At 67.2% G+C, this 13,035-nt stretch carries 10 protein-coding genes; 5 read left to right on the top strand and 5 right to left on the bottom strand.

The genetic code is table 11. The features are described 5' to 3' along the window. Nucleotides 1–35: 35 nt before the first annotated feature. The 5 genes from gcvT to E1263_RS21605 all read left to right on the top strand — a co-directional run bounded on the left by gcvT (nucleotide 36) and on the right by E1263_RS21605 (nucleotide 6,141). Nucleotides 36–1,145 carry a glycine cleavage system aminomethyltransferase GcvT gene (gene gcvT, locus E1263_RS21625; RefSeq protein WP_132170178.1) on the top strand — a complete coding sequence of 370 codons (1,110 nt, stop codon included), beginning with the start codon at nucleotides 36–38 and terminating at the stop codon, nucleotides 1,143–1,145. Beyond that, complete coding sequence (gene gcvH, locus E1263_RS21620; RefSeq protein ID WP_132170176.1) at nucleotides 1,145–1,519, top strand: glycine cleavage system protein GcvH; 375 nt, start codon at nucleotides 1,145–1,147, stop codon at nucleotides 1,517–1,519. The genes gcvT and gcvH overlap by 1 nt, the downstream gene beginning before the upstream one ends. Before the next feature lies 1 nt (nucleotide 1,520). Next, a complete protein-coding gene (gene glyA, locus E1263_RS21615) occupies nucleotides 1,521–2,792 on the top strand; it encodes a serine hydroxymethyltransferase (protein ID WP_132170174.1) in 1,272 nt (423 codons plus the stop codon). A gap of 234 nt (nucleotides 2,793–3,026) precedes the next feature. Then, nucleotides 3,027–4,946, top strand: a complete 1,920-nt coding sequence (locus E1263_RS21610; RefSeq protein WP_132170172.1) for a heparinase II/III domain-containing protein — start codon at nucleotides 3,027–3,029, stop codon at nucleotides 4,944–4,946. Nucleotides 4,947–5,262: 316 nt separating this feature from the next. After that, nucleotides 5,263–6,141, top strand: a complete 879-nt coding sequence (locus E1263_RS21605; RefSeq protein WP_202868986.1) for a DUF2797 domain-containing protein — start codon at nucleotides 5,263–5,265, stop codon at nucleotides 6,139–6,141. Here E1263_RS21605 and E1263_RS21600 read toward each other — a convergent pair. The 5 genes from E1263_RS21600 to E1263_RS21580 form a co-directional block, all read right to left on the bottom strand. Next, nucleotides 6,118–8,157, bottom strand: a complete 2,040-nt coding sequence (locus E1263_RS21600) for a HelD family protein (protein ID WP_238161371.1) — start codon at nucleotides 8,155–8,157, stop codon at nucleotides 6,118–6,120. The genes E1263_RS21605 and E1263_RS21600 overlap by 24 nt on opposite strands. A 244-nt stretch (nucleotides 8,158–8,401) precedes the next feature. Next, the gene (locus E1263_RS21595) at nucleotides 8,402–8,896 is read right to left on the bottom strand and encodes a beta-class carbonic anhydrase (protein ID WP_132170168.1); all 495 of its coding nucleotides are present in this window, start codon (nucleotides 8,894–8,896) and stop codon (nucleotides 8,402–8,404) included. A gap of 89 nt (nucleotides 8,897–8,985) precedes the next feature. Then, nucleotides 8,986–10,767: an ABC transporter ATP-binding protein gene (locus E1263_RS21590; RefSeq protein ID WP_132170166.1), complete on the bottom strand. Its 1,782-nt coding sequence runs from the start codon at nucleotides 10,765–10,767 to the stop codon at nucleotides 8,986–8,988. Further along, nucleotides 10,760–12,553: an ABC transporter ATP-binding protein gene (locus E1263_RS21585; protein ID WP_238161370.1), complete on the bottom strand. Its 1,794-nt coding sequence runs from the start codon at nucleotides 12,551–12,553 to the stop codon at nucleotides 10,760–10,762. The genes E1263_RS21590 and E1263_RS21585 overlap by 8 nt, the downstream gene beginning before the upstream one ends. A gap of 50 nt (nucleotides 12,554–12,603) precedes the next feature. Then, nucleotides 12,604–13,026, bottom strand: coding sequence for a hypothetical protein (locus tag E1263_RS21580; protein WP_132170152.1), 423 nt, complete (start codon nucleotides 13,024–13,026; stop codon nucleotides 12,604–12,606). Between the last annotated feature and the right edge of the window lie 9 nt (nucleotides 13,027–13,035).

Raw genomic sequence — 13,035 nt, 5'->3', positions numbered from 1 at the left:
GTTGACGATGCCTGACCGAGGGAGCCTCCCATTCCATGACAGAGCCACGCGCGACTGCACTGCACGCAGAGCATCAGCAACTTGGTGCGTCGTTCACAGACTTCGCCGGTTGGACCATGCCGGTTCGCTACACCTCCGACATCGCCGAGCACACGGCTGTCCGGACCACGGCCGGGTTGTTCGACCTGTCCCACATGGGCGAGCTCGAGCTGATCGGCGCCACCGCCGCCGAGGCTCTCGACCACTGCCTGGTGGGGCAGCCGTCGAAGATCGCCCCGGGTCGTGCCCGGTACTCGATGCTGTGCGCCGAGGACGGCGGCATCATCGACGACCTGGTCGTCTACCGACTCGCCGATGACCACTTCCTGATCGTCGCGAACGCCAGCAACACCGCCGTGGTGCACGCCGAGCTGGAGCGTCGCATTGCAAGCTTCACTGTCGAGCTGCGCGACGCCACCGATTGCTGGGCACTGATCGCCGTTCAGGGCCCGGTCTCGGCACAGATCGTGGGTGAGCTCACCGAAACCGGAATCTTCGGTTTGAAGTACTACGCGATCACCGAGACAAAGCTTGCCGGGAGCAACATTCTGCTGGCGCGCACCGGGTACACCGGTGAGGACGGCTTCGAGATCTACTGCCGCCCGGACGACGCCTCGCGAATCTGGGCCGAGCTGCTGCGCACCGGTACGCCGTACGGGCTGAAGCCGGCCGGATTGGCCTGCCGGGACACCCTGCGACTCGAGGCTGGGATGCCGTTGTACGGCAACGAACTCAGTCGTGAGATCACTCCGTTCGAGGCGGGCCTCGGCCGGGTTGTTGCGTTTGGCAAGGAAGCGGATTTCGTCGGCCGCGAGGCGCTCGCCCGCCGCCGGGACGAGGGTGCGCAGCGCGTGCTGGTCGGGCTCACGTCGGCCGGACGACGCTCACCACGCAGCGGGTACGCCGTTCTGGATCCGACGACCGGACGTGAAGTCGGCACCGTGACGAGCGGAGCGCCGTCACCGACGCTCGGCCACCCGATCGCGATGGCCTACGTCGACGGGATCTACGAAGAAGCGGGCACCCGTCTGCAGGTCGACATCCGCGGCACCCAGGACGACGTGGTCGTCGTACCGCTCCCCTTCTACCGCCGCCAGGAGTCCTGATGCCTGTCCCCACCGAACTGAACTACACCGCGGACCACGAGTGGGTCTCGATCGACGGCGACATCGCGACCGTCGGCATCACCGCCTTCGCGGGCGAGGCCCTGGGTGACGTCGTGTACGTCGACCTGCCAGCCGTCGGTACGGCGATCACGACCGGCGACGCCTGTGGCGAGATCGAGTCGACCAAGTCGGTCAGCGACCTGTTCGCGCCGCTCGACGGCGAGGTCGTCGAACTCAACGAGGCCGTCGTGGCCGATCCCGGTCTGCTGAACACCGACCCGTACCAGGCCGGCTGGCTCGTGCGGATCAAGGTCACCGGACCCACCAACCTCCTCGACGCCGCGGCGTACCAGACCCTGATCGGAGCCGAGTGAGATGAGCATCCTCAACCAGTCACTGGCCGAATTCGACCCAGAGATCAAGGCAGCGCTGACGGCCGAGCTCGGTCGGCAGCGCGACACCCTCGAGCTGATCGCAAGTGAGAACTTCGCTCCGCTTGCAGTGATGGAAGCACAGGGCTCGGTCCTCACCAACAAGTACGCCGAGGGTTACCCCGGCCGCCGGTACTACGGCGGTTGCGAGCATGTCGATGTCGTCGAGCAGTTGGCGATCGACCGGGTCAAGGCGCTCTTCGGCGCCGACTTCGCGAACGTGCAGCCGCATTCGGGCGCGCAGGCGAACGCCGCCACCATGTCCGCACTGCTCAACCCGGGCGACACGATCCTCGGCCTCGACCTCGCGCACGGCGGTCACCTCACCCACGGCATGCGGCTCAACTTCAGCGGCAAGCTGTACGACGTCGTCGCCTATCACGTCCGCGACACCGACTTCGTGGTCGACATGGCCGAGGTCGAGCGGCTGGCCCTCGAGCACCGCCCGAAACTCATCGTCGCGGGCTGGTCGGCGTACCCGCTGCACTTGGACTTCGCCGAGTTCCGGCGGATCGCGGATCTGGTCGACGCGTACCTGATGGTCGACATGGCGCACTTCGCCGGCCTGGTCGCGGCCGGGCTGCACCCGAGCCCGGTCCCGCACGCCGATGTCGTCACCACGACGACGCACAAGACCCTCGGCGGTCCGCGCGGCGGCGTCATCCTCACCAATCGCGCTGACTTGGCGAAGAAGTTCAACTCGGCGGTGTTCCCGGGCCAGCAGGGCGGTCCGCTGGAGCACGTGATCGCGGCCAAGGCAGTCGGGTTCAAGCTGGCGGCCTCGGACGAGTTCCGCGACCGGCAGCGCCGTACGCTCGACGGCGCCCAGGCGATCGCCACCCGGCTGCTCGCCGACGACGTCCGCGAGGCGGGCATCTCGGTGCTGACCGGCGGGACGAAGGTGCACCTCGTGCTCGTCGATCTGCGGAACTCCAAGCTCGACGGACAGCAGGCCGAGGACCGGCTGCATTCGGTCGGTCTGACCGTGAACCGCAACGCGGTGCCGTTCGACCCGCGGCCGCCGATGGTGTCCTCCGGACTCCGCATCGGTACGCCGGCCCTGGCAGCGCGTGGATTCGGTCCGGCCGAGTTCGCGGAGGTCGCCGACATCATCGCGACCGTACTCGTTCACCCGGCCGACGAGTCGGTGCTCGACGGTCTGCGTGAGCGCGTCGGCCTGCTGACCACGAAATTTCCGCTGTACCCGGAGCTCTGACTCCCTTAGCAGCAACAGAGTTGCCACTAGTGGCAATCACGGCTCCGCTTCGGTGCTTCATGCAACGGTTCGGCCCAGCTCAGGCGTTACTGCCTATATAGGGTCCTGACCGGAAACACCGAAGCCGGGGCCGGGGGCGGAGACACCACCATGCGGTGACCTTCCCTCGGATACCTCTGTGCCCATACCGGTCTAGACCTCTATTCGGCATGCGCGGTTCCGGAGGAGGCTGGGGTGGCTGGACACAAGGCACTGCAACGCAAACTGGGTAACACCATCGCTTTGGTGACGGTGTGTGTCCTGGTCTGCGGAATCGCCTTCGCGGGCGCGATCTTTCTTCTCTTGCCTGGTAAGGCGAGAACGGCGGAACCCGTGCCGCCGCCGCTCACGCGGCTGTCGACACCATTGTCGCCGGCTCCGGGAGTGAAGCCCGTTCCCGTTGGCTATGCGTGCCCGGGCTACAGCGGTCTGCAGAAGGACATTCCGCTGTCGATGGTGCTCAACGACACGTTCGCCTGGGGCAAGAACCCGCCGTACAAGGTGGGTAACGGAGCCGGGGATATCACCTGGGGGTCGAACCCCTACAACGATCCCAGCTGGCATCTGTGGGTGCATTCGCTGCGCTGGCTGGGCAACGGGATCGACGCCGCCCGGGCCGGGAACGCCACGGCGATGAAGCACACGCTCGCGATCATCCAGGACTGGGTGCGCGACAACCCCTTCCCTTGGAAGGCGAATCCCAGCGCGGCAGAGTCCACGATGCATCGGACGAACGTGCTGATCTGCGCCCGGCAGGCCGTGCTGACGGGCCTTCACACAAAGACCCTGAACACAAAGACCTTGCCCGCGGAGTACAAGTGGCTCGATGACGCGCTGCTCACGCACGCGCAGTACATGATCGATCACTGGAGCGGTAACCGGAACCACGGCACCGACGAGAGCATCGCGCTGTTCGGCGTCGGCTGTACCTTCAACCGCGAGGACCTGATGCGGAAGGCCGTCGGCCGGCTGAACTCCGCGGTCGTCCAGTCCATCGACGCCGAGGGTACGACGAACGAGCAGTCCGTCGGCTATGCCGGCTTCAACTACGAACTGTGGGGCCGGGCGGCCAGGTTCGTCCGGGCGTGCGGGATCGACCCGGGACCGGCGATCGATGCCCGGCGCAAACTGCTGGCCGAATGGATGGCGCTCGCCACCAAGCCGAACGGCGAACTGTTCCAGATCGGCAACACCACCCAGAAGAAGGCGGACAACTACCCTGGTACGCCGTGGGAGTTCGTCTGGTCGAAGGGTAAGTCGGGTCCGCGGCCGGAGCGCCGTACGGGGATCTTCAAGGGTGGCTACATCTTCGGGCACACCGGCTGGGGCGAGACGCAGGCGTTCGGCGAGGAGTCGGCGTACAGCATCCGGTTCGGGCAGGAGAAGAAGTACCACGGGCATGACGACCACACCTCGATCAACTACAACTGGCACGGGCACGACGTCCTGATCGACCCCGGGTACTACGGGTACAAGAAGGGCGACCTGCAGGACTGGGCGCCGAGCCAGGCCGCGCACAACGTGATGACGATCCCGACCGCTACCGGCAAGCTCGTGAAGACCCGGCTGGTGGGCTCGGCCAGTACCTCGAACTCGGACTACTACAAGCTCGCCGACGAACCGGCCGAGGGCGTCAAGCGCACCCGGGACGTGCTGGTGCTGAAGGATCCGGATGTCGTCGTCGCGCTGGACCGTGGCGAGTCGGGCAGCGAGCAACGCTACGAAACGCTGTGGCACCTGGCCCCGGGGCAGACGGTCACCGTGCAGTCGCCGACGACCGCGGTCGCGACCGGTGGCGGCGTACGGACGCATCTGTTCCAGATTCCGTTCGGGCAGATGAACGGGACCACGACGGTCGACCAGGGAAAGTCGAACCCGGCGCAGGGCTGGTACCTCCCGGACATCTTCGCCAAGACGCCCGCACCGGTCGTCAAGTTCACCCAGACCGGCCAGAACGCGCGCATCCTGTCCGTCGTCGCCCCGGCGAAAACCGGCGAAGAGGTTTCGTACACCACCCGATCCGCCGGGACGAACTTCTTCGTCGACCTCACCGTCGGCACCCAGAAGATCACCGTCAAGGTCGACCCGGACGGCCGCCTGACCCGAATGAACTGATTTCGGTAAAACTCTCGGGGACCGTCAACTTCCTCGGCCACTGTCGCGTCATGAAGTCGCGCAGGGTGCGTCTCACCAGCACGGAAGGCCGAGGAAGCGGATGAGGTGTTACAGATGAGCCACGACGGTGGTGGATCGGTGGAGCAGGTGAGTGACATCTGCCGATTCGGGTGGGCCGTGGGCGGGCAGGCACATGTCTGCCGCCAGGGAGACGGTCATGCTTTACCGCACAAATGCGTGTACTGCGGACTCGAACAGCACGCTGGGTCGGGTGAGGCTCACTAACTGTCCGAGGCGCCGTCTAGAGTCAGCGCCCATGAGCGAACCTTCCCGCGTGGCCGGCCTGGTCTGGAACGACGGCCACCCCCAGCTGGAGTGGTCCGCTACGACTCCGCGCACGCCGCTGCACCTGGGCGACCACGTCACGTTCGGTATCGGCGCCGACCGCCAATGCCTCGGCATCTGGCGCAACAGCAAGCGCCTGGGCTGCCCCACCCGTACGCCGCTCGCCGCCAAGGCGCACGGTCCGCTCTGCCCCGAGTGCCAGACGATGGATCGGTCGAACTCGATCGCCGCCGACACCCGCCTCGACGACCCGCGCGAGTTCGCTGTCTACCTCGCCCATCACGGCAGCCGCGTCAAGATCGGCATCACCGCCGCTGACCGCGGCATCGCCCGCCTCCTCGAGCAGGGCGCGCTCAGCTCCGCCTTCCTCTCCAGCGGCACACTCGCCGCGGCACGCCGGGTGGAGAAGCTCTTCACCTCCGCCTTCGGCGTCACCGACCGCGTCATGTCGCCCACAAAGCGCACCGCCCGTCTGAGTCCGCCGACAGCGGCCGAGCGCGTGACAGACCTGCAGGCTCTCGCCGACAACGTCAGCGCCATCGACTGGCCCGATGGTCAGACCCTTCGCACGCTCGACGTCATCGACCACAGCCCGACGTACGGGCTTCCCGCCGACGGCATCCAGCCCGCTCACGCACTGACTGCACTAGCGCCGTACGACGTGGTGTCGGGCCGCCTCGCCTGCCACATCGCCCGCGATCTCTACCTCGAGACCCCACAAGGTCTGGTCATCGCCGACACTCAGCTCCTGTCCGGCTGGCCGCTCACTCAGCTCGATGCAAGCAGCGCCTTCACCGCAAGGACCGAGCCGATCGCGGCCCCTGTGCTACCGCAGGACGCCTTGTTCTAGCGCCTCCGGCAGCGGCGCCGAGTGCACGAGGTGCAGCCGACTCACCGCACGAGTCAGTACGACGTACAGGCGCTGCAGCCCACGGGTCTCCGCAGCCACAATGCGTGCCGGCTCAGCCACCACTACCGTGTCGAACTCGAGGCCCTTCGCCAGCGACGCCGGAACGCAGACCAGCCGGGTGGCCTCCATCGAATCCTCCGAGTCCCCCAGCAACCCGGCCTCCAGGCCCGCGCCCACCAACTCGGCCTGCAGCGCACCGATCTGATCGTCAGCCGCGATCAACGCAACCGATCCCTCACCGGTCAGCGCAGTCCGGCACGACTCCACCACCGCGGCCGCCAGCTCGTCCTCACCAGTCCGTACGACGGCCAGCGAGTCCGCGACCGTCCGCACCCCCGACGGAACTCCCAGCGTCGGAGCGATCTCGGGCAACAGCCGAGCCGCGAACTTGATGATCTGCTCCGGCACCCGGAACCCGCGGTCTAGCTCGATCACCTGACCGTCCGACTTGTCCAGGTAGCTGAGTACCCGATCCCAAGGCCCGGCGGCCCACGGCGCGGTCGCCTGCGCGAGGTCGCCCAGCACAGTCGCCGACCCCGTCCGGCAGCGCCGACCCAACGCCCGCAGCTGCATCGCCGACAGGTCCTGCGCCTCGTCCAGCACCAGGTGACCGAGCGAGCCGGCCTTCCGCTCGATCAGATCGTCGAGCTCGTCCAGCAACACCGCATCGGCTTGCGACCACTTGGCAGTCTTCCAGCCACGCGCTGGCTTCTCCCACAGCAGCGCACTCTGCTCCTCCGCTGTGAGGTCGTCCCCAGCCACCTCAGCCAGGAACTCAGCGTCCGACAACATCCGGTGCAGGACCTGCTCAGGCACCAGCTTCGGCCACACCGAATCCACCAGCGTCTTCACCGGCTTCGACCGCGCCACCGCGTTCTGCACCCGATCATCCGGCGAGTCCCCACGCTGCTCCATCAACACCAGTACGGCGTGCGCAAGCCGCTGCGCGAGCGCGTTGCGACCAGCCGCGTACCCGGTCGATCCGCGCAGCGCCGCGACAATCTCCTGCGCCTGGTAGTCGTGCACCCGGAACCGCTGCGCGCCCTTGCTGTACAGCACGCCCTCGGTCGGCGTACCGATGAAAGACCACAGTGCCCGCACCAGTACGGCGGACATCCGCCCGTCGCCCTTCACCCGGGCAGTCTCCGAGCTGTCGATCATCGACGTCGGGTGCGTGATCAGCTCTTCGATCGTGATCTGACGTACGTCGACCTCACCCAGCGCCGGGAGGACCTTGCGGATGTAGGCCAGGAACGAGCGGTTCGGCCCGACGATCACGACACCGCCGCGCCGCAGCCGCTCGCGCTCGGTGTAGAGCAGGTAGGCGACGCGGTGCAGGCCGACCGCGGTCTTCCCGGTGCCGGGCGCGCCCTGGACACAGATCGACGGATGCAGCGGCGCCCGGACCAGGTCGTCCTGCTCCGGCTGGATCGTCGCGACGATGTCACGCATCGGACCGGTACGGGGCCGCTCGATCTCGGCCCGCAGGAACGCATCACCCTGGTCGTGGGCCTCCGGCCCCATCATCGACTCGTCCTCGAAGCCGGTCAGCTCCGCGCTGTCGGAGAACCCGTACCGGCGCCGCAGCAGCACCCGCTGCCGGTCGGAGTGCGTCGCCCGGTAGAACGGCACCGAGACCCGCGCGCGCCAGTCGATGACCATCGGCTCACCGCTGCCGTCGTGCACGTGCCGGCGGCCGATATAGATCCGGTCGATCCCGTCGATCGCCCCGTGCTCGTAGTCGAGCCGGCCGAAGAAGAGCGGGACGTCAGGCAGGTCGACCAGCGCGAGGGTCCGCTGCTCGTGGGCGCGCTGGTTGGCTTCGTTCGTGAACCGCTCGTCGTTGTCCTCGCCCCCGATGACAGGGACGTCGCGGACCAGCACCTCGGAGTGCATCCGCGCGAGTGCGGACTTGGCTTCGGTGAGAACTGCACGCTCGGAATCGAGCTCTGGCATCGAACGGTGCCTCATCTCGTGAATGACACAGTTGTGAAGGAGAACGGACAGATCTACGGGCGACCACCAAGGGTCCCGCCCCGGAGTTGTCCGGTTCGATTCGATCCTTCACACAGGCATTCAAGCCACCCGAAACAGACGGGGGACGCTACCAGGCCCGGTGAGAGCCCACCACTCAATTAATTCAGGAGCCCTCGACCGCAAGCGCGCCTGACGCTCACCGCAGGCGCGCTTGCCGCGGACGTCAGTCGGTGATCTCGCGCAGCGAGCCCTTGGTGACGTCGTAGACGAAACCGCGGACCGAGGTCTTGTTGGGGATGAACGGGTCGGCCTGGATCCGGGCGATCGACTGCCGGACGTCGGCATCCAGGTCGGAGAACGCCTCGGCGGACCAGTCCGGCTTCTGGCCGGTCTCGGCCTGGATTCCGGCCTTGAACTCGTCGTCGGTGAAGGTCAGCATGCCGCAGTCGGTGTGGTGGATCAGGATAATCTCCTGGGTGCCGAGCAGGCGCTGGCTGATCGCCAGGCTGCGGCGCTCGTCGGCGGTGATCACGCCACCGGCGTTGCGAATCACGTGCGCGTCGCCCTCGGACAGGCCAAGAACGCCGTACGGGTTCAGGCGGGCGTCCATGCAGGCGACGACCGCTACCTGCTTGGCCGGCGGCAGCGGCAAGTCGCCCTTGTCGAAGCTCTCGGCGTAGCGCTCGGCATTGGCCAGGAGCTCGTCGGTCACACTCATCGGTACCCTCCAAGGTAACTAGAGTAAGTTGACTCGAACAGTAGCTTTTCCGCGCCGTTCCGTGACCACGTCCCACAAAGTGGACAGCTTCAGCGGTAGGCGCGGGCCTGCAGCTCGAACAGCTCCGCATAGCGGCCACCCGCGGCGGCCAGCTCCTCGTGGGTCCCGATCTCTTCGATCCGGCCCTCGTGCAGGACCACGATCAGATCGGCCATCCGGACCGTCGAGAACCGGTGCGACACCAGCACCGTGATCCCGCCGGTCTCGGTCCCCGCGATCCGCGCCGCCTCGGCGTACTGCTCGAACAGCCGATGCTCGGCCTCCGGGTCCAGCGCCGCGGTCGGTTCGTCGAGCAGCAACAGCAGCGGTTTCTCCCGCATGAAGGCGCGCGCCAGCGCAAGCCGCTGCCACTGCCCGCCCGACAACTCGGCCCCGCCCTCGAACTTCTTTCCGAGCTGGTTGTCCAGCCCCTTCGGCAGCCCGGCGATCACCGACTCCGCATCACCCCGTACGACGGCCGCCCGGATCGCGTCCTCGTCGTCCAATCGGCTCAGGTCGCCGATCCCCACCACCTCGCGCGCCAGGAATTCGAACTTCACGAAGTCCTGGAACCCGGCCGACATCCGGCCCCGCCACAGCTCCGGGTCGATCGAGGTCAGCGGCTTGCCGTCGATCACGATCTGCCCGGTCGTCGGGTCGTACATCCGCGCCAACAGCTTCACCAGCGTCGTCTTTCCGGCGCCGTTCTCCCCCACCAACGCCACCGCAGACCCGGCCGGGATCTTCAGTGTCACCCCACTCAGCACCGGCGACTGACTCCCGGGATAAGCGAACCCCACGTCCTGCAGCTCGATCCCCGACGTCAGCTTGGCCGGCGCGGGTGTCGTGCTCTCCTGCCACGAATTGTTCTTGGCGTACTGGCGGAGCCAGTCGTAGCGCACGAAGCTCCGGGCCACTTCGCCCACCCAGTAGATGTTCTGAGCGATACCGCCGGTCATCTGATCGATCTGCGGCGCCAGCAGCAGCACGAGCACGACATCACCGGCCGAGGCCTGGCCGTTGCGGGCCCTGCCGATCACCCAGACGATCGCCACGGCATAGGCCACCGCGAACAGCAGGCGCACCGCGCCGTCGATCTTCCCGCTCCATTTCGCCGCATCGACCATGAACTTGAACCGCTCGGCCTGCAGCCCCGTGATCCGCTCGATCAGCACCCGGCCCAGTCCGAAGACCCGGAGCTCCAGCGCGGTCCGCGGATCCTTCGCGACCTCGATCAGCCGATCGGCCAGCCGCTCGTGCGGCAGTGAGTCCTCATAGGCCTGCTCCTCCCGCATACTCCCCTTGTACGCCGACCAGATCCGGGCCGTCCCCAGCAACGGAAGCAGCAACAGCACCGGATGCACCGAGCCCAGCAACGTGAGCACGGTAGCGGTGTTGGTGATCGTCCCGAACACCCACAGCAGGATTTCGGAGCCAACGCCCATCCGCCAGGCCCGCTCCCGAACCAGCTCCAGCTTGTCGGCAACATCGGGCCGCTCGTGGTGCGTCAGCCCCGGGATTCTCGTCGTCACGTCGAGCAGATCGGCGTGCACCTTGCCCGCCATCCGCTCCTGGGCCGTCTGCTGCACCGGCCAGCCCACTACGTCGGCCAGGAACGAGACCGCCAGCCCGCCGAGGATGATCGCGATGCCGACCGTGATCGTGTTCGACCGGTTGCCGCTCAAGCCATCGACCAACAGGCTGATGCCGTACGTCTGAGCTGGAGCCGTCACCGCCCGGCTCGCGACCAGCACGGTCGAGATCGCCATCAGGACCGGCGCGGCCCGGAACGAGGTGACCAGCCACAGCCGGCCGATCCGCAGACTACGCATCGGTCACGTACCTCTCAGCCTGGAGCCGGAACATCTTCGCGTAGGTCCCCGCTGCTGCCAGCAGCTCCTCATGCGTTCCGTCCTCGATGATGTGCCCGTCGTCGAGCACACAGATCCGGTCCGCGTTCCGCACCACCGAGAACCGGTGCGAGATGATCAGCGACGCCACTCCCGACGTCAGCTCGAGATACCGCTCGACCAGCTCGATCTCGGCCCGTACATCCAGCGCAGCGGCCGGTTCGTCCAGCACCAGCACGCCAGCACCCGCATGGACGGCGAACAATGCCCGCGCCAGCGCAACGCGCTGCCACTCCCCACCGGACAGATCCACACCACCCTCAAAAGCCTTGTCCAGCACGGTGTCCCAGCCCTTCGGCAGTCCGCTGACGAGATCCTCGATCCCGGCCTCGCGCGCCGCCTGGGCGAGCGCGGCCTGATCACCGGCCCGCTCGATCGCACCGAACTCGACGTTGTCCGTCACCGACAGCGGGAAGCGCAGGAAGTCCTGCACGATCGCCGCGATCCGCCGCTGCCACTCCCCCAGCTCAAGCTCCGCGAGATCCACCCCGTCCACCAGGATTCGCCCACTCGTCGGCCGGTACGCACCCCCGAGCAGCTTCACCAGCGTCGACTTGCCTGCGCCGTTGATCCCCACCAACGCCAGCGCCTCCCGCGCATGGATCGTCAGATCAAGATCGCGGAGCACAAAGTTGTCCGACCCCGGATAGTGAAAGCTCACCTTCTCGAACCGGATCTCCCGCACCGGCATCAACTCCACCTGGTGCTCCCCCGCCACCGCCGGCTCCGGATGCCGCTCGGCGATCGTCTCCGGTAGTGCCACCATCGCCCGGTACGCCGACAATCCGCGCCGCAACTGCACTACGCCGTACCCGCTGCCGCTGACGCCGATCGCGAGGATGGCCGGTACGGCGGTCGCGACCTGGGTCAGCGGTAAGTCGCCGGCCACCGCGGCCCGGCCGACCAGCAGGATCGCGAATCCGTCCGCGGCAAGCCGCACCAGACCCATCGCGATCGACCACCAGACGTTCTTGCCCCGCTTCGCCCAGACCGCGCGAAATCCGGCCGTCCACTCGTGGACGTAGCGCTGCACCACCCACTGGTGCAGGCCGAATACCCGCAGCTCCTTCGGGGCATCCTTCATCCCGAGGTCGAACACGTAGTTGGCGCGCCGCTGCTCCTCGGTGTTGCCCCACCACATGTCGATCTCGCCCTCGATCAGCCGGCCTTGATGCCACTCCAGCAGCAAGGTCACGCCGACCAGCAGCGCAGCGACCAGCCAGGAGAACATCAGCCCGACGATCACCGCAGACCCGATCATCGTGATCCGCGCGGCGAGCAACCACGGGAGCTGCGACATGCCCTGGGAGAGGTGAAAGTCGCCCTTGCCCTTCGCGCGCTCCTGGACGTCGAGCACCTCTCGGTCCTCAAGGTGCTCGATCCGCTGCGGCTTCAGCAGCGGCGCGGTGATCCCGATCCCGATCTCGCGCGTGACCGCGGCCTCAAGGATCGTCGAGGTGACCCGGTGCAGCGCCGGCGTCAGGCTCTCGATCACAAACACGAACAGCAACGCTGCGAGCAGCCACCCGAACGCCCACAGCGACATCGCCCCGGCCGACCCCTCGACCACGCCCGGGACCGCCCCGACAACCTGGCCGGTGAGCAGCGTGACCGCCATCCCCAGCACCGAGCCGAGCACGGTCAGCCCGACGGTCAACGCCGTACTTCCCGGCGCCACGCGCATTCCGTATCCCAGCAGAGTCAACACCCGACAGACCGTAACCGGTCTAGCCGACAACTGCATCTAATTTGGAGGGGTCACTGCAATATCTCGGCCCGGCGCATATCGAGCAAATCGACGAGCTTGATCGACTCCCCATCACGCCCACCTTGCCCAACGACAAGCGGCGGATCGGAGGCAAGCACCTGTACGCCGGTCAGTCGCGCGGCCAGGCTCGCGGTCGTCCCAAGAATGTAGAAGTTGGCCTCGGTATCCACGCCCACCGACCGGTTCTTCCGCAGATACCACCCGCGGATGGTCGTGCGATAGCTCGTGCCGGAACCGACGACCGGAGCGCGCAAAGCCTCCGGCTCGACGCCTCGCTCCGTCAGCTCCCGCACAAAGTTGGTCAGCAGCACCTGTGCCTCGGCCGACTCGGCAGCTTTCCGCCGCTCGAGCGCCGCCGCCTGCTCGATCGACGCCTCTCGACGCCGCTCCCGCCAACTCGCCTGGTCCTCCACACCCGCCAA

Origin of the sequence: Kribbella antibiotica, assembly GCF_004349055.1 — a bacterium.
In the GTDB taxonomy this organism is placed as follows: domain Bacteria; phylum Actinomycetota; class Actinomycetes; order Propionibacteriales; family Kribbellaceae; genus Kribbella; species Kribbella antibiotica.
This window is presented reverse-complemented; position numbering and strand designations above follow the sequence as displayed.